The following is a 22,736-nucleotide window of genomic DNA, read 5'->3' as shown; positions in this document are numbered from 1 at the left end:
CTAATGTGGGCAATGTGCTGATGTGGAGAATGCGGAAAACGTGGGCAATGTGTTCTGCGGATGCTTCAGCCCCACGATGAAAAAGGAAGCATTGGCACATCCAACCACATTTCCCACATTCTCCACATTAGCACCTGAGCACATTAATCATTAGCCCATTGAACCTATGCTTTCCTCACTTTCCAGAAACTCCCGCTCGGCCTGGACTACGGCGGCGGAGAGGGGCTGCAAAGTAGGCTGCGGCCTGGACAGGTTCAGGACGTACCCGGGCATGACGGCCAGATTGTCGAGGTCGTGGGTGATGCAGAGGATGGTTTTGTGGGCCTGCGTGACCCACTCCCGCAGTAGGTCGAACACGCGGCGGCGGTAGTAGACGTCGAGCTGCTGGGTGGGTTCGTCGAGCAGGTAGAGGCCGGCATCCTGCAACGCCAGCTGGGCCAGCCACACCAGCTGCTGCTCGCCCCCCGAGAGCTGGGTAAAGTCGCGGCGGGCCAGGTGCAGCGCGCCCACGCGCTGTAGCGCGGCTTCGGCCAGGGCATAGTCCTGCGGGGTGTAGGAGCTCAGGAAGCGGTGGTGGCGAAACCGGCCCATCACGACCAGCTCGCGCACTTCAATCGGGAAGCCTACCGCGCTGCGTTGGGGCAGGTGGGCCAGCAGCCCGGTTGCCGCCGGCCGGCGCACCTGGCGCAGGTCGTGGCCGGCAACGTGTACGGTGCCCTGGTAGGGAATCTGGCCGGTCAGGGCCCGGAACAGGGTGGTTTTGCCGCAGCCGTTGTGCCCGATGACGGCCACGAAAGCCGGCCCCGGCAGGCACAAAAAAAGGTTGCGGAGTAGAACGCGCTGTTCGTACCCCGCAACCAGATTTTCAATGTGTAGTGTCTGATGCTTAGTGCTTGGTGCTTGGTTCATGACGTGAGTCGAGGCTCCAGAACTACCTAAGCACTACCAACCAGGCACTAAGCACTAGTATTCGTCTTCGTTGAACATGAAGTCTTCCTTGGTCGGATAGTCCGGCCAAACTTCTTCGATGTTCTCGTAGGGTTGGCCGTCATCTTCCAGGGCCTGCAGGTTCTCTACTACTTCCATCGGAGCGCCCGAGCGGATAGAGTAGTCAATGAGTTCATCCTTGGTGGCAGGCCAGGGGGCATCTTCCAGATACGAAGCCAGTTCGAGGGTCCAATACATAGTCGTGTGTGCTACAAAAAAAGGTTGGCAAAAGTAGTGTTTAAAAGTAATTCAGACGCCGCCTACTTGCTTGACACGGCTCCGGTCGTTTGGTTGCTTTTGCAGGACAACGTAAAATACCTCTGAATGTTGGGCTACGCAACCAAGCGCTGCTGTAAGATGTCGATTAGCTCGGTTTTCGTGCGGATTTTGCGGTCGAAAGCCCGCACCTTCCCTTGCAGCATGGTACGGAAGGTGTCGTTGCCGGGCGAGTCGCTGAGCTTGCCCAGGTTTTCCAGCAGCACCTCGCGCTCCTGCTGATCCGACTTGATAAAGTCGCGCAGGGCCTGCACGCGGGTGCTGATCTGCTCGTCCTTGGTCAGTACCTCGGGGTTGCCGGCCTGGCGCTTGCGGATGAAGTGCTCCAGGGCGCTCATTTCGAACACCTTGTCGCAGGCCAGGATAAACTGCTCCCACACCCGGTCCGACTCCTCGCCGCGCACGGGGCCCACCTTTTTCCAGGCGGCCTGCAGCTCCTTGGCCCGGGCTACGGCCTCGTTCATGGGGCGGTTCAGCAGGGCATCGGCTTCGGCGACCAGGGCGCGCTTGCGGCTCAGGTTGTCGTCGGGGCCGCCGCTGGCCACCACGCTTTCCACCCGCTTGATGCTGATATGCTCCTTCAGGCGCTCAAAGAAGTGATTGTGGGCCGCCCTAAAGCGGGTCCACAGCTCGTTGGCCTGCTTGCGCGGCAGCGAGCCGCCGACTTCCTTCCAGTCCTGCTGCAGTTGCTTGAGCTTGGCGGTGGTGCCTTCGAAGTCGTCGGAGTTTTGCAGGGCTTCCGACTTGTGAATCAGCTCCTTGTACTTGTCGAAGACGCGGTTGGTCATGGCCTTTTTCTGGGCCATAAAGTCCTTTTTGCGCACGAAAAACTCTTCCACCGCGTCGCGGAAGCGGGTTTCCAGCTCCTCGGTTATCTGCTTCTCCACCGGCCCGGTCTTGATCCAGGCCTGGCGCAGGTCCTTGAGCTTGTCGCCGGCTTCCTGCCAATCGATTGTGTCGCGCAGGGCTTCGGTTTCCTGGATCAGGCTGATCTTGGTGGCCAGGTTTTTCTCCCGGTTGCGGGCGATGGTCACCTTGATGTTGTCCTCGGCCTCGGTGAGGCGACGGTGCAGGCTCTCGAAGTCGCCGAGGCCGTCGTAGGTGGCCGTCTGCTCCTTCAGGTGCAGGGCCTTCATCAGGAAGGAGCCCTTGTTTTCCGACTCCTCCATCTTCTGCAGGAGCTCGTCGACTTTGGCGCGGAAGTTCTCGAAACGCTGGGCGAAGTACAGCAGGGCCGCTTCCTCCGAATCTTTTACCAGGCCTACCCGCCGGGCTGGCAGGTTCATTATCGGTTGAAGCCACACCTGGTCGCCCTCGATGTAGCCATAACGGCGAGCTTCGGCCAGTAAGTGGTCTTGTTGTTCCATAAACTAATAACGCGGGGCGAATAGGGGGTGAAGGGGGGAGTTCAGAGCGGAAATATGGACAAGAATTACGGCATGCCTAACAAGTACACCTGTTTTTTGCCGGCCCACCGGCATTCTGCGGAATCTTACGCCGGGCTACCTACCTTTGGTGAGCGGGCCCCCAGGGTGGCGGCTGGGGGGCTCCGCGCCTGCAGGCAGCTTCTGAAAGGTAGGCTACGCACTGAAAGCCTGCACGGTTATGACAAACCCATAACGAGCCGCCAGCCACCCAGGTGCGCAACCACTGCAAATACAACCGGTAAGAATGCGCAATGAGCCCGCAAAATATCGAGTATTACTAAATACCCAACTGTTTAAGGTTGCCACCGGCTTTGTTCGACACGCGCGGGCCAGGCAAAAGCAGTGGCAAACCCCGGAAAAGTTCCGGGCGGGGTAGCTCCGGCCCGGGCCCCGACCGGGGCCCGGGGACCCGCCCCCGCGTTTTTTTCGTTTTTTCGAGGCCCCAGGCCTTACTTTCTTTCCAACCACCCTACCATGAGCGACCAGACGATTATCTTTTCGATGGCCGGCGTGACCAAAGTCTACCCGCCGCAAAAACAAGTTCTCAAAAATATTTACCTCTCGTTTTTCTACGGGGCCAAAATCGGGGTGCTCGGCCTCAACGGCTCGGGTAAATCTTCGCTGCTCAAGATTATTGCCGGCGTCGACAAGCAGATTCAGGGCGACGTGGTATGGTCGCCGGGCTACACGGTGGGCTACCTGGAGCAGGAGCCCCAGCTCGACCCCACCAAGACGGTGCTGGAGGTAGTGCAGGAAGGCACGGCCGAAACCGTGGCTCTGCTCAAGGAATTTGAGGAAATCAACGAGGCCTTCGGCGGCGAAGACCCCGATTTCGACAAGCTGCTGGAGCGCCAGGGCACCGTGCAGGAACGCCTCGACCAGCTCGACGCCTGGAACCTGGACAGCAAGCTGGAGCGCGCCATGGACGCCCTGCGCACGCCCCCGGCCGATGCCATCATCGGCAACCTCTCGGGCGGGGAAAAGCGCCGGGTGGCTTTGTGCCGCCTCTTGCTGCAGGAGCCCGACGTGCTCTTGCTCGACGAACCCACCAACCACCTCGACGCCGAAAGCGTGCTGTGGCTGGAGCAGCACTTGCAGCAGTACAAGGGCACCGTCATTGCCGTAACCCACGACCGGTACTTCCTCGACAACGTGGCCGGCTGGATTCTGGAGCTGGACCGCGGCGAGGGTATTCCGTGGAAAGGCAACTACTCCTCGTGGCTGGAGCAGAAGTCGACCCGCCTCTCGCAGGAGGAGAAAACTGAGAGCAAGCGCCAGAAGACGCTGCAGCGCGAGCTGGAGTGGGTGCGCATGGCCCCCAAGGCGCGCCAGGCCAAGAGCAAGGCCCGCCTGGCCGGCTACGACAAGATGGTGAACGAGGACGCCAAGGAGAAGGAGCAGAAGCTCGAGCTGTTCATTCCCGACGGTCCGCGCCTGGGTTCCCAGGTTATCGAGGCCGAAGGGCTGACCAAGGCGTTTGGCGACAAGCTGCTGTTCGAAAACCTGTCGTTCAACCTGCCCCAGGGCGGTATCGTGGGCATCATCGGGCCCAACGGCGCGGGCAAAACCACGCTCTTCCGCCTGATTACCGGCCAATTGCAGCCCGATGCGGGCACCTTCGTGGTGGGTCCCACGGTGCAGACGGCCTACGTGGATCAGCAGCACGACACGCTGGAACCCAACAAGTCAGTATTCGAAACCATTTCGGGCGGCACCGAAACCATGCTGCTGGCCGGCCGGCCCATCAACGCGCGGGCCTACGTGAGCAACTTCAACTTCCGCGGCGGCGACCAGGAAAAGAAAGTGGGCAGCCTCTCGGGCGGGGAGCGGAACCGGGTGCACCTAGCCACGACGCTGAAGCAGGGCGCCAACCTGCTGCTGCTCGACGAACCCACCAACGACCTGGACGTGAATGCCATCCGGGCCCTGGAAGACGCGCTGGAGAACTTCGCCGGCTGCGCCGTCATCATCAGCCACGACCGGTGGTTCCTGGACCGCCTGGCTACCCACATCCTGGCCTTCGAGGGCGACTCGCAGGTGGTATGGTTCGAGGGCAACTTCTCGGACTACGAGGAAGCCAAGAAGAAGCGCCTCGGCGACGTGGAGCCCAAGCGGGTTCGCTACAAGAGCCTGGGGTAAGCCCACTATGCCTTGCCAAAGCCATAAGCAAAAAGCGCCGCCGGAAGTATTTCCGGCGGCGCTTTTTGCTTACTCGGTCATTGATTTCTGCTGCGCAATTACGGGTTGGCAAACTTGGGGCTACTGGCTACCTGCCAGCGCAGACCCGCAAAAATCAAGGCCGCTTCCGGCTTGCCCGCATCGGACAGCTTGCTGCTGATGCCCGTCGAAATCCACATGCCTTCCACCGCCCGAAACTCCAGGCCGCCGCCCCAGTCGCTGCGCTTTTTGCTGGCCCCGGGCAGCGGGTTGCTGCGGGAGGTGCCGGATAGCTCGGCAAAAAAGTTGACAGTAGCCGACCCAAACAGCAGGCGCGCGCCATACTGCAGCTGATTGTCAATTTCGGTTTTTGCTTCCGCACTGTTTACCTGGCGTTGGCGGGTGTAGCGCAGCTGGCCCAGCAGCTGGCTGGCGTTTCCGGGCAAGGGCACTGCGCCGGTGGCCCAGGCGCTCCAGCCCAGCTGGCGGTTGGCCGCCGCCGGGGCTAGTTGCGACTCGCTCAGCCGCCAGCCAGTAGCGGCGGCCACCGAGAAGCTCGTTTGGTTCCAGTGCTGGCTGTTCCAGCGTTTGCGCAGCTGCGCTATTTTTTCCTTCGCCGCTTTATCGGCAGCCTGGTCCTGCGCCACGGCTACCGTTAGCGAACTGGCCTGGAGCTGCCCCCGCGCTAGGTCGGCTTCGGCTTTGGTAGCTGCCGCCGCGGCCTCCGTATCAGCGGGGCGGGCGTTGGCTACGGCGCGTGCATCGGTAGCAAGCTGCTGGAGCTTGGCCACCGCAGTAGCCGCCGCCGCAATGGCGCTGACCGGGTATTTAGGCGAAGCCGCGACCAGTACCCGACGGATGCTGTTAGTGAATGCAGTATCGCGCATCGGGTCGCTTTTGTCGATCAGCGTGACGCGGGCGCCGATGCCCAGGTCGGTAGCGTGGGCGTCGCCGGCCACCCGCACGGTACCCAGCGACACTTGCGCGTTAGCCAATATGTACTGCCCCGGCTTCTTCTGGTAGTCTTGCAGCGTAATGCTCTTGTCGAGCAATGACCAGGGCGCCAGGGCTAGGGCCAGTCCCTGCTTTACCCGGCCCATGGAATCGATGCTGTTGACAAGCTCGGTCGCCAGGCCGCGCGGAATGACCGGCCGGCTAATCTTAGCGCTGCCCGCGTCGATAAAGGTCAGGGCCGGTAGCTCGGGGAAGGCATACGGCTGCTGCCGGACCGTATCCTGCTGGCCAAGGGCCGGACGCATGAGCAGAATGCTGAGCAGAAACAGCGCAAACCAAGTGCGCCAGGTGCGCCGCATAGGATACAAATACCTCATGTAGTCAGGTCGATGGAGCCGTCTACCACCGCATTGCCATTGCCGTCGGTAGTACCAGTCAGGGGCAAGGTGGCTCCGGGTAGCGGCGTGCCGGCCTGGGCCAGCGTAACAGTCACTTTATAAGGCGTGTTAGCATTGCCGTGCAGCGCAACGTGATAGGCAATGGTGCTGCTATCGGCCAGCCCGGCAACGGAATAGGGGTAGCTGCTGGGCGTAGCGGGGCCTTTGTCGGTGCCGGTGCCGAGGGTCGTAAAGAGTACGTCCAGCGCTTGCTTATACCAGAGCTTGTACGCCGCGACCTGGGGCGAACCGAAGTCTACCGTGATGGTAACGGGCTGGTTGGGGTTGATTTTGACGCTCATGGGAAAAGCTATGACGGGTTAAGAGGGAGTTGTTGCGCCGGAAAGTCGGGCAGCAGCAGCAGTAGCTCTTTGCGGCGCAGGTTCTCCTCCCGCTGTTGGCGGGCGGCCGCCGGAGCCAAGGCGCGGCGCGCCAAGACAGCTTCCGCGGAGTGCCGGTCAATCAGCAGCTCCTGCACGGCGTCAATGATTTCAGCTTTGACTACGTTCTTCCCCGGGCAGCCCTTGTGGCTGGTTTTTGGGTCCTCCTTATGCAGCCGGATGGTAGCGGGGGCGAGGCCCAGAACGGCGGAAAGCGTAGCCAGGGCCGCAATGGTGTTGTGGCGCACGTTCAGGCCCCGGCCGGTCGTAAACGATTCGGTAGCATATTCCCCCAGCATTTCTACTCCCAGGGAAAGCTTGTTCCAGGAGGGCGAGTGCACCCCCGATACGGTGAGCGGGGTAAACACCCAGATGCGCTTATCGTCGACGAACAGGTGCGGGCCGGCATTCCATTCCTGCACATCACGGTAGTAGTGCTCCAGGTCGAGCATGTGCTGGCGGCGGAAGCCGTTGGGGCGCTGGGCCAGCGTCGGAATGCTGGTGTTGTGCAGCACCAGAAAGCCAGGTCGCCAGGCCGGCCACGTAAGCGTATGGCAGTAGCTATCGAATTCCGCCGGGGTAAAACCTGCGCCGACAATGCCTTTCCAGCGAATAGCCATGACAAAAGGGGGTTAGGTGAGAAAAAACGAAAGAAAGAGACGTAGGCGGCGCGTTTCCAGTCGCCGGGCAGTTGTCAGCAGGGGCGTATAGTATCCGCTAAGCTTTATGGAACACATTGTTGGCCAGCCTGACGGCCTCCGTCAGATTCTGCTGGGCTTGGTCGGCCACGGCTTGGTCCGCCGAATTCAGGCCGGGCAGCGCCGCGGGTGCTGGCTGCTCCTGGGGCATGTAGCGCGCCGCAGGCCGGTCGGCGGCCGGGCTACCCTGGGCAATGGCGGCCACCGTAGCGGCGGCCGTGACGCGCGCCGCCGCCGCTTCCACCTTCTTGATTTCCTTGACTTTGTTGACGTACCCCTGAATCGAAGTCCAGAAGCCGGAGCCGCCACTGGCTAGCAGCCCCAGTAAGAATAGGACGCCGAAATTGTCGTTCCAGTCGTCTTCTAGCTTCAACGTTTCGGCCAGGGCCGGGAAGGCCAGAATGGCCGTGACGATGCCGGCCCCGGCGGCCAGCACCTGCAGCAGAATCTTGCGCCACCGCTCCTTGGTTACGTCGGAATTTTCCTGATCAAGCCCCGGGATGATGCCTTTGATGATTTCAACCAGGCGTTCGGCCGCCACGCTCAGGGCAATCAGCACCACGAGGATATTCGACAGATTGGTTAGCATGACGGATTAGCTTAGGAAAACCAAAACACTAGTAATTTAAAAGGGCCGCGCGTCACTCCGGGACGTTGACCGTAATCTGCACCAAGTGGGTGCGCGGGGCGGGGCTCAGGATGCCCGCGGCCAGAAACAGCTTCACCGTGGCCTGCCCCGGCTGCCGCGCCTCCACCTGCACGGTGTTGGGCAATCCGGCCGGGCGGGGCCGGGCGCCGGTATCGTGGGCGGTGGTGCGCAGGTAGGGGCCCACCACCGCCACGATGCCCGCACCAGCCACCACGAGGGCCCCCGAGGCCCAGAACCGGGCGGTGTCGCCCACTGCCAGCGTCAGGCTGTCGGGCAGGTGCGGGCTGCCTGCTACCTCTACCTGCTTGCCCACCGGCGTCAGTGGGTCCCGACGAGCGTCGCGTGGTTGAACTCGGCCAGCAGGTCGGCCGAAAACCGGATATCCTTCGCCTCGGGCCAGCCTTCGGCGTGGACGCCGTCCCCGTGGGCGGCCATGGCCATTTCGGCGGCGGGCTGCTTTTTAGGCTTGGGATATAGCCGGCCGGCAAAGGCATAGTCGGTGGCGTTAATGTCCTTGCCCCCCGGAATGCCTTTTTTGTTTTTCATGATTTTGCCGGGCAGCTGATAGCACATGATGGATGTTTCATCGGGCTTGGTGCCGATGATGGACCGGGCGGCCAGGGGCGTGAGTACCTGATCATCCACGGTTTCCTGGTCCCAGCCCTGGGTTTGCAGGAAATAGGCGTAGGCACTCTGCCGGTCGATGCGGTCTACCAGCTCCTGGCGCATGTGCTCGTGCTCGAAGCCCAGCGTGTGGCCCGCCTCGTGGCGTACGACCCGGACAAACTCGGACTCCGGTGTCTGCATGGAAAAGCCTTCCAGGTTCATCGTTTGCTCGTCGGCCGGGATGAGCAGAATATCCGTGCCCAGGTACGACCAGTACCCGCCGGGACCAAACGACACCCGGACTTTCCCGCCTTTGTCGACGCGCTGGAACCCGATACAGCACGTTTTGGTCCAGGCGTTCATGTGGCTCACAATCCGGTCCTGTAGCTCCCTGGCGGTGCCGGCCGGAAAGCTGACCGTCAGGATGCGGGGCTTATCGTCCCACTTTTTGGCCACGGCCGCCGTCAGGCGCATGGGCGGCGTGGGCCGGTGGCCGTTGGGGGGCGGCGTGGGCAAGAATCCGTTCAGCGGATTAACGGCTAGGGCGGTCCGGATGCCTTCCAGCTTGAGCCGGTCGGGCAAAGCTTTAAGGGTACAGGGTTTCACGTCATCCTGGTCGTCGGCGTCGTTGTGCGTGCTCATTGGTGCTGGAAAGTAAGCGGTGAATAGTCAGCGGTGCTTGTCAGGTGGGTGCGCCAGAAAGGGCAGAAGTCGTAGGGCTTGGCGAGAAACAATGCCGAGGGTCAGGGAGGTGTAAAGCTGCAGAGAGTTGCAGGTACCGCGCGTCAGTACTATCACTGAATTTTAGCCACTATGCCCCGTCCAGCAGACCGGCGCCAAAACAAAAGTCCCGGCTGCGCCAAGCACAACCGGGACCAAGTTGACAAGTAAGCTGTCGGGCTGAACGCAGCCGTTTTGCTGGCGTTTGTTTCCGGGCGGGGCCGCTTAATGCGGCATGTGGCTGATTTTGGCCTCGTCCAGGTCGAGCTGGGCTTCCTGGTGGCGCAGCATCTCCTCCTCAAACACGTCTTCGCGGCGCAGCACCATCAGCTCCTCGCGCTGCACCTGCAACACGTCTAGCAGCACCTGGTGGTAGCGTTGCAGGGCCCGGCGCTTCGACTCGTCGTAGTCCAGGGCTTCGAGCAGGTTGCCGGTGCGCTGGGCCTCGGCCTGCATGCGGTGCTGCAGGGCGCTGATCATCTCGTTGCTGCGGATGTCCTCCTCGTAGTGCCGGGCCAGGTGGGCCAGGGCCACATGGCGCAGCCGCAGCCGGATGCCAGCTTCCTGCTCGTCGGTGGGCATGCGCTCCTCCAGGTCGGCCACGCCGGTCAGCCGGATGATGGCCGGCAGCGTCAGGCCCTGGAAGACGAGCGTAACCAGGATGACCACGAAGGTGATGAACAGAATCAGGTTGCGCTGCGGAAACGCCTGCCCGTTGCTCAGCAGCAGGGGCACCGACAAAGCCGAGGCCAACGACACCACCCCGCGCATGCCCGCCCAGCCGATAATCACGGGGCCCTGCCAGCCGGGGCTGGCTTCCTGGGTGCGGATGCTGCGGAACAGCCAGCGGGGCACGAAAGCGGCCGGAAACATCCACACCATCCGGATAACGATGACGATGGCGCTGATGACCAGGCCGTAGGTAATGGCTTGCCGCAGCGAGTAGTTGCCCAGGCTCTGCACGGCCACCGGCAGCTCCAGCCCAATGAGGATAAAAACCAGGCCGTTGAGGGCAAAGCCCACGCTGGTCCACACGCTGGCCGTTTGCAGGCGGGTGTCGGCGTCGAAGATGCGGTGGGAGTGGTAGGAGAGCAGCAGCCCGCCGCTGACCACGGCCAGCACGCCCGAGAAGTGAAACTCCTCGGCCAGCAGGTACATCACGTAGGGCGCCAGGAAGGTCAGCACCGTGTTGATGCTGGGCGTGGTGGGCAGGTAGGTATGAATCAGGTAAAAGCCGTAGCCGACCACCAGCCCGATGGCCAGGCCCATGCCACTGACCAGCAGGAAGGTGGTGGTGGCCTGGTGCCAGGAAAACGTGCCCGACACCACCGCCGCCAGGGCAAAGCGGAACACAATCAGGCTGCTGGCGTCGTTGATCAGGCTTTCCCCCTCCAGAATGCTCGTGACGCGGCGCGGCACCTTGATGCCCTTCAGCACGGAGGTGGCCGCCACCGCGTCGGGGGGCGAGATGATGCCGCCCAGCAGAAACCCCAGCGCCAGGGTGAAGCCCGGAATCATGCTGCTCGACACGTAGGCCACGATGGTGGAGGTGAAGAACACCAGCCCGAAGGCCAGCAGGGCAATGGGCCGCTTCCAGCGCCAGAAGTCTTTCCACGACGTATCCCAGGCGGCCTGGTAGAGCAGGGGCGGCAGGAAAATCAGGAAGATCAGGTCGGGGTTGATGACGATAAGCGGCAGGCCGGGCACGAAGCTCAGGCCCAGGCCGGCCAGCACCAGGAAAATCGGGTAGGAGATGCGCAGCTTCTGGCTCAGCATCACCAGCAGCAGCATGGCAAACAGTAGACCCAGAACCAGCAGTATCGTTTCGTGTAGGGCGTTATCGTGCATCAGACAAAGGGCTACGGGCGGGGCGCGCCCGACCTGGACCGGAAGGTAGCCGCTGCGGGCTAAAAACGCTACTGTCGGCGCCCGCCGCAACGCCCGGGCAGGAGCCGCCGAATGCCACCCGATCTGTCATCCTGAGCATGAGACAGAGGCCGGGGAATCTCGCGGGCTGCCGAATGCCACCCGATCTGTCATCCTTCATCTGGCGTACGCCCAGCGAAGCACCTTGTGGGATACGAACGACAAGCGTTGTTACGACTCGTGCCGGCGTGGTGAGGTCCTTTGCTTTGCGTACGCCAGATGAAGGATGACAGGGCCCATCCCGGGGCCGGGTGTTACCCGCCCCGGGCTTCTCTTCGCGGCCTCATACCAAAAAAGGCCGCCGGAAGCGAATCCGGCGGCCTTTTTCCTATGCGGTAGCAAAATGGGTTGTCATTCCTCATCGGGCAGGACTTCCGCCTGAAAACCGGCCAGGTGCAGCAGATCAATCAGCTCGGCTGCCTGCACCCCGCCGCTGCGGGCCTCGATGCGCAGGATTTTGTCGCAGTCTTCCAGGTCGAAATTGGCCCGGTACCGCGCGAAGGTTTCGTGGATCTGGGTCAGCAGCCGCTGGGCGTGGCGGCGGGCCCGGACGTTGGTTTTAAAGACTTCTACCATAACGCAGGCTTGAAAAAAGGCTGGGCCGCGGCTAGGCTATGCTCAGGTGCGACGACCGGGCGGGAGCCTCCGTCCGGCGCCGGTTGGTGACGTAAGACGTGGCAATGACCAGGAACCCGATGGTCAGGGGCAGCCACGTGCTCAGCGGGTCGCCCACGGCCAGGCCCGAGTACATGGCCCCGGCCAGATCGAACACGAAGCCGGCGTAGGCCCACTCCCGCAGGCGCGGAAAGCCCGGCACGAGCAGCGCCAGCACCCCCAGCAGCTTGGCCACGCCCAGAAACGGCGACAGATACGCCGGGTAGCCCAGGTGCCGGAACGCGTCCAGCGACTCGGGCGTGCTCAGCAGGTTCGACATGCCCGACATGAGCATCAGGGCCGCCAGCAAGCCAGTGGAAACCCAGTACAGCACAGTTGTAGTTTTCATAACGCAGAAAGGAAGTGGATGAATGACGGAGAAGCAGCGCCGGTAGCTACCTCGTTTGCTAATTGAAGTAGCTAAATAAGGCGTTGCGCTTTTGCTTTGTTGCCAACAAATTTAGCAAGACCGGCGCGGGGAAAGCAGGGGCAATTCCGACTTATTGCGGGTATTTTGCGACGCCCACCTTCCAACTGACGAAAATGGGAGAGGCGCGCCCGAGTGCTGCCGGCCCGGCCCCTGGCGGCCGGGGCTCCGGCCGTTGCCGGGGTGCGGTGCGGCCGGGCGCTTTTGCGCAACTGGCCCGGGCAGGTAGCGGCCACAACGGGCCGCCGGTCTATCTTGCGCCCGCCTATGCCCGACCTGCTGCCCTACCTCACCCGTTTCCGCAAGCTCAAAACCAGCCGCCTCGCCGGCGAGGAAGCGCCCTACAAGCCCGCCCTGCTGCTGGCCGTGCTCGAAGGAATTGAAGACGAGAGTATCGTCGACAACCAAATCGTCATCACGCCCGAACTGCTGGCCGCCTTCCAAAGCAACTGCCGCGACCTGAGTTCCTCGGACCGGTTTCGGGCCAACAACTTCGCCCTGCCGTTTTACCACCTCACCGGCGACGGGTTCTGGCACCTGCGCACCCACTTCGGCCAGCCCCTGGTGCTCACGGCCTCCGGCTCGCCGCGCAGCCTGGGCCACCTGCGCCAGGTGGTAGCCTACGCCGCCCTCGACGAGCCCCTGTGGCAGCTGCTGCAAGACCCGGCCACCCGCCACGTCTTCCGCGACGCCCTGCTGACCCGCTACTTCCCCCAGACCCGCTTCCGCTACCGCCCAACGGCCGGCCCCGATGCCCTGCGCGACCTGGGCCAACAGATGCTACAGGAGCCCGCCGCCGTCTACCAAACCCACCTCAACCTCACCGACGAAGTGGAAACGGCCGTGCGCAGCGCCGTCTTCAAGCGTGAGGTGCTCAAGGCCTACAACTACACCTGCGCCATTTCCGGCCTCCAGCTCATCAGCACCAGCACGACTGCCCCGGCCCCGCTGCTCGACGCCTGCCACATCGTGCCCTGGGCCATCAGCCACGACGACACCATTGGCAACGGCCTGGCCCTGACGCCCACCCTGCACCGCGCCTTCGACCGCCACCTCCTGCGCATTGACCAAGAGTACCGGGTGCGGGTCGCCGGCTCGTTCCGGGAGCTGCGCGGTGCCGGGCATGGGCTCCTGCAGTTCGAGGGCGAGAAGCTGCGGCTACCCGAGCGCGAGGAATGGTGGCCGCGGTTGGAGGGGTTTGGGGTGTGGTAGAGCAGGTAAAGGTATATGTAAAGAGGAAGCCTGTTTTCTTTACATATATTGCAGCATCTGATAAGTAAAAAGCCTTTTGCTTATCAGATGCAATGCTGTTATGTGTGTCTGAAATATCTCCTGGTCATGGCTACTTCGTTGTGGGAACCTACCAATTTGCCGCCGGCCGAAGAACTGGAAACGCGGGCCGTGCTAAAAAAGCTACCTGCTGCCCGTAGCGCATTAGCCGAGCTAAAAGGCATTTCCAAAACGATTCCTAATGAAGGAATTCTACTCAATACTCTGCCGCTGCAGGAGGCCAAGGATAGCTCAGCCGTAGAAAACATCATCACTACCCACGACGAACTGTTTAAGGCTGCCTTGCAGACTGAAGGGCTAAAATCGCAGGCAGCCAAAGAAGTAAGTAATTACGCTGCAGCTCTGCGCCTGGGATTTGATCTGGTACAGCAATACGGCTTTTTGAGCGTCAACCACTTGGCGCAGATTCAGGCGGAGTTGGAACAGAATAGTGGGGGCTACCGCCGTCTGCCGGGTACCACCCTGATGAATCAGAATGGGGAAGTGGTGTATACCCCACCTCAACATGCTGATGATATTTTACGCCTGATGGGAAATCTGGAAACGTACCTCAACGACGATACCCTTAGCGACGCCGACCCACTCGTGAAAATGGCGGTGCTGCATTTTCAGTTCGAGAGTATCCACCCCTTTTACGATGGTAACGGCCGTACGGGCCGCATTCTAAATATCCTCTACCTGGTACTGAAAGGACTGCTTGATATTCCGGTGCTGTACCTGAGTCGCTACCTCATTCGTCACAAGGCCGATTATTATCACCTCCTCCAACAGGTGCGTGATACAGGCAATTGGGAGCCCTGGCTGCTCTACATGATTGAAGGAGTTGAGCAAACTTCCCGCGAAACAATTACGCTGATTGGGGAGATGCGCGATTTGATGCAGCACACCAAGCAGCAGCTACGTACCTACCGCTTTTACAGCCAAGATCTGCTCAACAACCTATTTAGGCATCCCTATACCCGTATTGAGTTTGTGCAGCAGGAGTTGAAAGTAAGCCGTATCACGGCCGCTAGCTACCTCAATCAGTTAGCTGCCGATGGCCTACTACAAAAGCAGAAACTGGGCGTAGCGAATTACTACATCAACCAGCCCCTGTTCGATCTGCTGGCTCGGAGCAGCTAATTACTACCGGCTCGTTCCGGGAGCTGCGTGGCGCCGGGCACGGGCTCCTGCAGTTCGAGGGTGAGAAGCTGCGGCTGCCCGAGCGCCGGGAGTGGTGGCCGAGGAGGGAGGGGTTTGGCATTGGATAACCCTGAGCAGCGTGTATCTTCGGAGCCCCCTTTTTATCCCGTTACCCTATGCTATCCAAAAAAGATCTTTCGGAGCGCGACATCTGCACTAAATATATTACCCCGGCCATCGAAGGTGCCGGCTGGAACCGGCACAGCCAATACCTGGAGGAAGTGTCCTTCACCGATGGTAAAATCTACGTGAAAGGCAAGCTCACCGCCCGGGGCACCCAGAAGCGCGCCGACTATATTCTCTACTACAAGCCCAATATCCCGATTGCTATTATTGAGGCCAAGGACAACAAGCACTCGGTAGGCGCGGGCATGATGCAGGGGCTCGACTATGCCCGGATTCTGGATATTCCCTTTGTGTTCAGCTCCAACGGCGACGGGTTTCTGTTTCATGACCGCACGGTGGGCGAGGATGGCACCGTGGAAACCGAGCTGAAGCTGGAAGACTTTCCCACGCCCGCCGCCCTCTGGGCCCGCTACAAGCTGGCTAAAGGTCTGACTTCGCCGGTGGCCGCCAGGGTGGCCGAGCAGGCGTACTACTACGATGGCGGCAGCAAGCCGCCCCGCTACTACCAGCAGATTGCCATCAACCGCACCGTGGAAGCCGTGGCCAAAGGGCAGAACCGCATCCTGCTGGTGATGGCCACCGGCACGGGCAAAACCCTGACGGCCTTCCACATCGTGCACCGGCTCTGGAAATCGGGGGCGAAGAAGCGCATCCTGTTTCTGGCCGACCGCACCGCGCTGATTGACCAGACCCGCAAGGGCGACTTCAAGCACTTCAAGGACAAGATGCACCAGGTGACCAACCACCAGGTCGAGAAGAGCTACGAAATCTACCTGGCCCTCTACCAGGGGCTCACGGGCACCGAGGCCGACCGCAACATCTACAAGCAGTTCACCCCCGAATTCTTCGACCTGATTGTGGTGGACGAGTGCCACCGCGGCAGTGCCCGCGACGACAGCAGCTGGCGCGAAATCCTGAGCTACTTCTCCAACGCCACCCAAATCGGCCTCACGGCCACGCCCCGCGAAACCGAAGCCACCAGCAACAGCGAGTATTTCGGCGACGCGCTCTATACCTACTCGCTCCGGCAGGGTATCAACGACGGCTTTCTGGCGCCCTACCGGGTGCTGCGCATCGGTACCAACATCGACTTGGACGGCTGGCGGCCCGAAGACGGCAAAACCGATGTGCGCGGCGGGCTGGTAGAAGACCGGGTGTACAACCTGCGCGACTTCGACCGCAAGCTCGTTATTGCCGAGCGCACCGAGCTGGTGGCCCGCAAAATCACGGAGTTTCTGAAAGGCTTCAACCGCATGGCCAAAACCATCGTGTTCTGCGTCGACATCGACCATGCCGAACGCATGCGCAGCGCCCTGGCCAACCAGAATGCCGACCTCGTGAAGCAGGACCACCGCTACGTGATGCGCATCACCGGCGACAACGAGCTGGGCAAGATGGAGCTGGAAAACTTCACCGACCCCGAATCGAAATACCCCGTCATTGCCACTACCTCGGAGCTGATGACCACCGGCGTGGACGCCAAAACCTGCCAGGTAATCGTGCTCGACTCCAACATCAGCTCGATGACCAAGTTCAAGCAGATTATCGGGCGGGGCACACGCATTGATGAAGACTACGGCAAGCTGTTCTTTACCATCCTCGACTTCCGGCGGGCCACCGACCTCTTTGCCGACGCGGAGTTCGACGGCGACCCAATCCGGGTGAAGGAGGTGACCCCCGACACCGACCTGGAGCCCGAGGGCGCGGCCGGCGGTACCGAGCCCGGCGACGAAGACACCCCGCCCATTATCGACGACGTGACCGGTAAGCCCGTGGAGTTTCCCGCCGACCCCGACCCGGCCGCGCCCGTGGTAGCCGAGCCGAAGATTCGCTACCCCCAGGGCGGCGGTGCTACAAACGGGCAGAGGCGCGAGAAAATCTACGTGAACGGCGTGGACGTGACCGTGCTGCTGGAGCGCGAGCTGATCTTCGACGAGCACGGCAAGCCCGTCACCATCAAGCTCACCGACTATGCCCGCCAGAAAGTGCAGGAGCACTTCGCCACCCTCGACGACTTCCTGACCACCTGGCACGCCTCCGACCGCAAGGCCGCCATTCTGGAAGAGCTGCGCGAGCAGGGCGTGCCCGTGGAGCGATTGCAGGAGGCCGTGGGCCACGACGTAGACCTGTTCGACCTGCTCTGCCACGTGGCCTTCGACCAGCCCCCGCTCACGCGCAAGGAGCGGGCCCACAACGTGCGCAAGCGCAACTACTTCACCAAGTACGGCGCCCAGGCCCGGAGCGTGCTCGAAGCCCTCACCGACAAATACGCCGACCAGGGCCTCGCCGACCTCGAAAGCCTCGACCTGCTCAGCACGCCGCCCTTCACCCAGCTGGGCTCCCGCCTCGAAATCGTGCAGCAGTTCGGCGGCAAACCCCAATACCTGCAAGCCGTGCAGGAGCTCGAAACCGAGCTGTACCGGTCGGCCTGACGTAACCCCACCCCCCAGCCCCCTCCCCTCTGGGAGAGGGGGAGCCGGACGACTAATCGTAATCTTTTTCAAACAGAATTCAACCTAACTCCTGCCGCCGTGGCTCCCCCTCTCCCGGAGGGGAGGGGGCCGGGGGGTGGGGTCACCCCATGTCCAACCTCTCGTCCCTCTACAAGTCCATTGAGAAAATCATGTGGACCGATACCGGCCTCAACGGTGATGCCCAGCGCATCGAGCAATTCGCCTGGATGCTGTTCTTCAAAATCTTCTCCGACAAGGACAAGGACCTGGAAATGGCCGACGACAGCTACCAGTCGCCCATACCGGCGGCCTACCGCTGGGACGCCTGGGCCGCCAACGACGAGGGCATCACCGGCGACGAGCTGCTGGCCTTCATCGACCGGGAGCTGTTCCCGACCCTGCGCAACCTGAGCTTCACCTCCGGCAACCGCCGCGCCCTGATCGTGCGCGAGGTGTTCGAGGGCAACAACAACTACATGAAGAGCGGCACCAACCTGCGCAAGGTGCTCAACAAGCTCAACGAAATCGACTTCAACCGCGCCAAAGACCGCCACGCCTTCGGCGACATCTACGAGAGCATCCTCAAGGGCCTGCAAAGCGCGGGCAAGAGCGGCGAGTTCTACACGCCCCGGGCCGTCACGCAGTTCATCACCGATACGCTGGCCCCCAAGCTGGGCGAAACCATCCTGGACCCCGCCTGCGGCACCGGCGGCTTCCTTACCAGCACCGTGGAGCACCTCAAGGCCCAGACCAAGGCCGTGGCCGACCAGCAGGAGCTGCAAAAGGTGAAGGGCTGGGAATACAAGCCCCTGCCGTTTCTGCTGGCGACCACCAACCTGATTCTGCACGACGTGGCCGTGCCCAACATCACCTTCCGCGACGTGCTCGACCAGCCCCTGAGCGCCTACTCCCAGAAAGACCGCGTAGACGTGGTGCTGGCCAACCCGCCCTTCGGCGGCGTGGTAGCCAACGGCAACGAAACCAACTTCCCCGCCACCTTCCGCACCAAGGAATCGGCCGATTTGTTCCTGGTCCTCATCATGCACCTGCTCAAGGATGGCGGCCGGGCCGGTATGGTGCTGCCCGACGGCTCGCTCACGGGCGAGGGCGTGAAGCAGCGCGTGCGTCAGAAGCTGCTCGAAGACTGCAACCTGCATACCATCGTGCGCCTGCCCAACTCCGTGTTTCAGCCCTACGCCACGGTAGCCACCAACCTGCTGTTCTTCACCAAGGGCACTCCCACCAAGGAGGTGTGGTACTACCAGCACCGCCTGCCCGAAGGCCAGAAAAGCTACTCCAAAACCAAGACCATCCGCCGCGAGGAGTTCCAGCCCCTGGAGGCGTGGTGGCACAACCGCCAGGAAAGTGACGTAGCCTGGCGCGTACCCATCCAAACCATTATCGACCGGGGCTACGACCTCGACATCAAGAACCCCCACCAGACCGAGGAAACCCACGAGTACACCAGCGCCGAGTTGATCGAGCTGCTGGCCCAGAGCTTCGCCAAGAGCGAAGGATTGTTGAACGCGTTGAAAGGGGAGTTGGTATGAACTGGCGCAACATCAGAATAGGCGACTTCCTGCACCGCGTCCGGGTGCCGGTTGATATTGAGGACGACCAGGACTACAACCTCGTCACCATCCGGATGCACCACAAGGGCGTGGCGCTACGGGCTACCAAGCGGGGCAAGGATATCGGCTCGAAGCGGATGTACCGCGTGGCCCCCGGCCACTTCATTCTGTCGGGTATTGATGCCCGGCATGGTGCTTTCGGTATTGTGCCCGAAGAGCTGGATGGAGCCGTTGTGACCAATGACTTCTGGTATTTTGAAGTAGACGAAGCGCAGGTAGACAAGGAGCTGTTTCTGCACCTGACCTCTACCACCTTCTTCGACGACCTGTGCCGACTCGCCAGCGACGGTACCACCAACCGCGTCCGGTTGCAGGCCGATAAGTTCTTCAACTATGAAATCAGCCTGCCCGAAGTAGGCCAGCAGCGCGAGCTAATGGCGCAGCTCAAGCAAACCAATGCGGCCGTAGCCTCTGTGCTAACCGAAACCGACCAGCAGCTCACCCACCTCACCCAACTCCGCCAGGCCCTGCTCCGCGAGGCCATGCAGGGCCAGCTGCTCCCCCAAGACCCCACCGACGAACCCGCCGCTTTGTTGCTCCAGCAGCTGCAAGCCGAGAAGGCCAAGCTGGGCAAAGCCGGCAAGGGCAAGGCCGGGCCGTTGTTTGGGGAAGAAGCTCCGGCGGTAGAAGGCCCGTTTGAGATTCCCGAGAGTTGGGTGTGGTGCGAGTTAAAGGAAGTCGTTAAAAGTGTCTTTGATGGTCCTTTCGGTTCTCATCTAAAAACAGCGGATTATACTACTTCGGGCGTGAGAGTAATCAGACTTGAGAATCTTGATTACGGTAAATTCAAGCATGATAAAACGACTTACATCAGTTTGGAAAAGTATGAGGGCCTCAAGCAGCATACTATCTATGCAGGTGACATAATTGTCGGTTCGTTCATTGCTGACGGGGTAAAAGCAGTACTTATTCCCCATTTAGCAGAAACGGCTATTGCCAAGGCAGACTGTTTTTGTATTAGAAATAATCCTGCTGTTGTAGACAATCAATTCTTGACATATTTATTGGGCACAGGCTTTATCTCGGATGGTTATCTGCGAATCATGCGTGGCATGACTCGTTTAAGAATAAACACCGCTCAATTAAAGCAGACGCTCATCCCCCTGCCCCCCCTGGCCGAGCAGCACCGCATCGTGGCCAAGCTGGAGCAGCTCATGCAGCACTGCGACGCCCTGGAGCAGCGCATCCGGGAGAGCCGCCGCCTGGCCGAGCAGCTCCTGCAAACGGCCCTGCGCGAGGCCCTGGCCCCCCCGGCCGGCGCCGAGGCCGAGGAAGTGTCCGAGTCCGAGCCCGAGCTGGCCGAAGCCGCCCCGCCCCGCCGCCGGGGCCGCCCCGCCAAGCCGGTGTTCCAGCGCGGCGACTACAGGGAGTTCGGCGACCTGTTCGGCCAGCCCGAGGCCTAGCCGGGCTGCCATACCGCCGCCGGCAAACAGACCGTCAGGCAGAGCTGCTTCGAAGCAGCTCGGCCTGACGGTCTTCTTTTTCACCGCCTTCAGCCCCTACGCCGCCTGCTTGCCCATTGTAGTCACCGGAAAAAATATTCGGTGTTACAATGGTCATTGTAGCGCCGGAAAAAATTATTCGACGCTACAGCGTACATTGTAGTCTCAGATAATTTTTTCTGCCGCTACAATCCACGCGCGCCATGCCCCAGCTCCCACTGCTCTCCAACACGGTTTCGGCCCGGGTCCGGGCGCACTTCTGTCTTACCCAGGCCGAGCTGGGGCGGTTTCTGGGCGTTACGCCGGCCCAGGTGAGCAACGTGGAAGCCGGCCGGAGCGTGTTTTCCGAGGCCGTGCAGGAGCGTCTGTTTCAGCTGCGGCGCTGGCTGCCCCAGGAAGCCGCCCCCGCGCCCGAAGCCCCGGCCCCGGAGCCGCCCGAAGCCGGGCCCCTGCAACAGCGCCTGCGCCGCTGCCGCCACTTGGCCGCCGGGGCCCGCTACGAGCTGGAAGAAATGCGCCGCCGCACCCAGGCCCACGCCGCCCGGCAGCAGGCCCTGGCCCGGCTGCGGCAGGTGCTGCTAACCCCCCACGACCCGGCCTCGCCCATCCCGCCCGACCCCGCCGCCGACCCCGCGCACAACCGCCGCTGGCTGACCCACCTGGAAACGAATACTGCCGTGGCGCCCGCCCCGCCCACGGCCGCCGAGGTAGCCCTGCTGGAGGTGCGGCTGGCGGCCCTGGAGTACGAAGCCGGGGAGCTGGAAAAGCGCCTGCCCGCCCCCGATTCGGTCCCAGAATGAGAATATTTGGGAATATCTATACCATTATGGGAAAGCCTTGGCGCGTGAGTACGAGGCCGTTATATTTCGCCTATACCAGTTCTATTTCCACCTTTAATTTCTTTTATCAGTATGAAGTACTCCGTTGAATTATTGCTGACCTGGGCCGACTGCGACGCGGCCCTCGCCCTGGCCGCCGAGCGGCTGCGGGTGCTGACCAAGCAGGGAGGCGACGCCAGCTATCAGCTCACCAACGTCACCGCCGAAACGGCCGAGCTGCTGGCCGAGCTCAAGGGCCTCAACGCGCGCATTGCGTTCCTGACGCCCTACCTGGCCACGCTGGACGCCGGCGACGAGCGCACCGCAACCCAGAAAGAGCTGCGCCGCAAAACCGACCGCCGCGACGAGCTGGAGAGCCGCAAGGAGGCCCAAGGCCCCGTTGCCCAGCTCACCCGCGAGCTGGAGCAGGGCGAAACCGCCGTCCGCGTCGCGGAGGTCAACGCATTTATAGCCGACGTACAGGCCCGTCGGGCTACGCTTTCCGCCTAGCCCGCTGCCGTAGCAGGAGCCGCCAACCGCCCGCCCCGGAATTGTCCGGGGCGGGCGGTTGTGTGTTGCATGGGGCTATGGCTGTGCTACCGGCCTGCCGGGCTACCCCGGCCCTCCGCCGGGCACAAATTGCGGGAAGCCCAGGCAACGCCCGCCGCCCCGCGCGCATCTATCCGCTCTGAACCCCAAGCTTCTACTCCTATGAAACACGCATTTCGCACCCTGCTCTGCGGAGCCGCTTTGCTGACGGCTTCGGCCAGCTATGCCCAGACCAAGCAAACCCGCCCGGTGGAGGCCTTCCAGGCCGTGCAGGCCGGGGGCGGCATCGATGTTTTTCTGACCCAGGGCCCCACGGCGGCCGTGGTGGTGGAGGCCGCCAGCGAGGTGCAGCCCCACCTGCTGACGACCATCAGGAACGGCACGCTCGTGGTGGGCTGGGAGCAGAACTACTCCTGGAAAAAGCTGCTGCCCGGCAAAAGCCCCGGCAAGGTCAGCGTGTACGTTACCTGCCCCACCCTGACGGCCCTCTCGGTGAGCGGGGGCTCCGACGCCCGCGGCGAAACGGCCTTTACCGCCGATAACCTGCGCCTCTCCGCCAGCGGGGGCGGCGACATTCGCCTGGCCCTGACGGCCAAAGCCCTGACCAGCCAAGCCAGCGGCGGCTCCGACATCACCGTCTCGGGCCGGGTGGAGCGCCAGAAAGTAGCCGTCAGCGGCGGCTCCGACTACCATGCCTTCGCCCTGCAAAGCACCACCGCCGAGGTAAGCGCCAGCGGCGGCTCCGATGCGGAAGTTATGGTCGAGGGCGAGCTGAAATCCAGCGCCAGCGGCGGCAGCGGCGTGCGCTACAAGGGCGGGGCCCGGGTGGTCAGCTCCCACGCCAGCGGGGGCAGCAGCACCAAGCCGGCCCGCTAAGGCGGCTGGCGGTGCCCCACCGAACTCACGGGGAGGCCCGGCCGCTGCGGTGGCCGGGCCTCTTTGCGTCG

The 22,736-nt window shown here is 62.1% G+C and carries 21 protein-coding genes; 9 read left to right on the top strand and 12 right to left on the bottom strand.

The window, feature by feature from the left end; translation table 11 throughout:
- Nucleotides 1-150: 150 nt before the first annotated feature.
- The 3 genes from E5K00_RS21470 to E5K00_RS21460 form a co-directional block, all read right to left on the bottom strand.
- Nucleotides 151-816, bottom strand: a complete 666-nt coding sequence (locus tag E5K00_RS21470) for an ABC transporter ATP-binding protein (RefSeq protein ID WP_245328388.1) — start codon at nt 814-816, stop codon at nt 151-153.
- 147 nt (nt 817-963) lie between these two features.
- Complete coding sequence (locus tag E5K00_RS21465; RefSeq protein WP_019948259.1) at nt 964-1,185, bottom strand: DUF2795 domain-containing protein; 222 nt, start codon at nt 1,183-1,185, stop codon at nt 964-966.
- A gap of 134 nt (nt 1,186-1,319) precedes the next feature.
- Nucleotides 1,320-2,630, bottom strand: a complete 1,311-nt coding sequence (locus E5K00_RS21460; RefSeq protein WP_135465364.1) for a DUF349 domain-containing protein — start codon at nt 2,628-2,630, stop codon at nt 1,320-1,322.
- Between the two features lie 534 nt (nt 2,631-3,164).
- Between E5K00_RS21460 and ettA the strand changes: the two genes are divergently transcribed.
- Nucleotides 3,165-4,829 carry an energy-dependent translational throttle protein EttA gene (ettA, locus tag E5K00_RS21455; RefSeq protein ID WP_135465363.1) on the top strand — a complete coding sequence of 555 codons (1,665 nt, stop codon included), beginning with the start codon at nt 3,165-3,167 and terminating at the stop codon, nt 4,827-4,829.
- 98 nt (nt 4,830-4,927) lie between these two features.
- On the opposite strand, the gene E5K00_RS21450 is transcribed toward ettA, so the two are convergent.
- From E5K00_RS21450 to E5K00_RS21410, 9 genes are all read right to left on the bottom strand, one after another.
- Nucleotides 4,928-6,160: a hypothetical protein gene (locus E5K00_RS21450; RefSeq protein ID WP_135465362.1), complete on the bottom strand. Its 1,233-nt coding sequence runs from the start codon at nt 6,158-6,160 to the stop codon at nt 4,928-4,930.
- A 14-nt stretch (nt 6,161-6,174) separates the two neighbouring features.
- Nucleotides 6,175-6,540: a hypothetical protein gene (locus E5K00_RS21445; protein WP_135465361.1), complete on the bottom strand. Its 366-nt coding sequence runs from the start codon at nt 6,538-6,540 to the stop codon at nt 6,175-6,177.
- Nucleotides 6,541-6,548: 8 nt separating this feature from the next.
- Nucleotides 6,549-7,238 (bottom strand): peptidoglycan recognition protein family protein, encoded by a 690-nt coding sequence (locus E5K00_RS21440; RefSeq protein ID WP_135465360.1) that lies wholly within the window; start codon nt 7,236-7,238, stop codon nt 6,549-6,551.
- A 97-nt stretch (nt 7,239-7,335) separates the two neighbouring features.
- Nucleotides 7,336-7,905 carry a hypothetical protein gene (locus E5K00_RS21435; RefSeq protein WP_135465359.1) on the bottom strand — a complete coding sequence of 190 codons (570 nt, stop codon included), beginning with the start codon at nt 7,903-7,905 and terminating at the stop codon, nt 7,336-7,338.
- Nucleotides 7,906-7,957: 52 nt separating this feature from the next.
- On the bottom strand, nt 7,958-8,278 hold the full coding sequence (locus tag E5K00_RS21430; protein ID WP_135465358.1) for a hypothetical protein: 321 nt from the start codon (nt 8,276-8,278) through the stop codon (nt 7,958-7,960).
- A gap of 5 nt (nt 8,279-8,283) precedes the next feature.
- Complete coding sequence (locus E5K00_RS21425) at nt 8,284-9,213, bottom strand: M12 family metallopeptidase (protein ID WP_135465357.1); 930 nt, start codon at nt 9,211-9,213, stop codon at nt 8,284-8,286.
- 303 nt (nt 9,214-9,516) lie between these two features.
- Nucleotides 9,517-11,139 (bottom strand): Na+/H+ antiporter, encoded by a 1,623-nt coding sequence (locus E5K00_RS21420; protein WP_135465356.1) that lies wholly within the window; start codon nt 11,137-11,139, stop codon nt 9,517-9,519.
- 429 nt (nt 11,140-11,568) lie between these two features.
- Nucleotides 11,569-11,793 (bottom strand): hypothetical protein, encoded by a 225-nt coding sequence (locus E5K00_RS21415; protein ID WP_135465355.1) that lies wholly within the window; start codon nt 11,791-11,793, stop codon nt 11,569-11,571.
- A 31-nt stretch (nt 11,794-11,824) separates the two neighbouring features.
- Nucleotides 11,825-12,220: a DoxX family protein gene (locus tag E5K00_RS21410; protein WP_135465354.1), complete on the bottom strand. Its 396-nt coding sequence runs from the start codon at nt 12,218-12,220 to the stop codon at nt 11,825-11,827.
- A gap of 345 nt (nt 12,221-12,565) precedes the next feature.
- Here E5K00_RS21410 and E5K00_RS21405 point away from each other — a divergent pair, with 345 nt between their 5' ends.
- From E5K00_RS21405 to E5K00_RS21370, 8 genes are all read left to right on the top strand, one after another.
- Nucleotides 12,566-13,510, top strand: a complete 945-nt coding sequence (locus tag E5K00_RS21405) for an HNH endonuclease (protein ID WP_135465353.1) — start codon at nt 12,566-12,568, stop codon at nt 13,508-13,510.
- A gap of 126 nt (nt 13,511-13,636) precedes the next feature.
- Entirely contained in the window at nt 13,637-14,710 is a 1,074-nt protein-coding gene (locus E5K00_RS21400; RefSeq protein ID WP_135465352.1) for a Fic family protein, read from the top strand.
- 176 nt (nt 14,711-14,886) lie between these two features.
- Nucleotides 14,887-17,328: an EcoAI/FtnUII family type I restriction enzme subunit R gene (gene hsdR / locus E5K00_RS21395; RefSeq protein WP_135465351.1), complete on the top strand. Its 2,442-nt coding sequence runs from the start codon at nt 14,887-14,889 to the stop codon at nt 17,326-17,328.
- Between the two features lie 149 nt (nt 17,329-17,477).
- On the top strand, nt 17,478-18,899 hold the full coding sequence (locus E5K00_RS21390; protein ID WP_135465350.1) for a class I SAM-dependent DNA methyltransferase: 1,422 nt from the start codon (nt 17,478-17,480) through the stop codon (nt 18,897-18,899).
- Complete coding sequence (locus tag E5K00_RS21385) at nt 18,896-20,383, top strand: restriction endonuclease subunit S (protein ID WP_135465349.1); 1,488 nt, start codon at nt 18,896-18,898, stop codon at nt 20,381-20,383. The genes E5K00_RS21390 and E5K00_RS21385 overlap by 4 nt, the downstream gene beginning before the upstream one ends.
- Before the next feature lie 242 nt (nt 20,384-20,625).
- Nucleotides 20,626-21,222, top strand: coding sequence for a helix-turn-helix domain-containing protein (locus E5K00_RS21380; protein WP_135465348.1), 597 nt, complete (start codon nt 20,626-20,628; stop codon nt 21,220-21,222).
- Nucleotides 21,223-21,333: 111 nt separating this feature from the next.
- On the top strand, nt 21,334-21,750 hold the full coding sequence (locus tag E5K00_RS21375) for a hypothetical protein (protein WP_135465347.1): 417 nt from the start codon (nt 21,334-21,336) through the stop codon (nt 21,748-21,750).
- A gap of 201 nt (nt 21,751-21,951) precedes the next feature.
- Entirely contained in the window at nt 21,952-22,665 is a 714-nt protein-coding gene (locus E5K00_RS21370; protein WP_167856990.1) for a head GIN domain-containing protein, read from the top strand.
- Nucleotides 22,666-22,736 lie beyond the last annotated feature (71 nt).

The organism is Hymenobacter aquaticus (assembly GCF_004765605.1).
Lineage (GTDB): Bacteria > Bacteroidota > Bacteroidia > Cytophagales > Hymenobacteraceae > Hymenobacter > Hymenobacter aquaticus.
The sequence above is the reverse complement of the archived record's forward strand: the minus strand, read 5'-3'. Positions and strand labels throughout refer to the sequence as shown.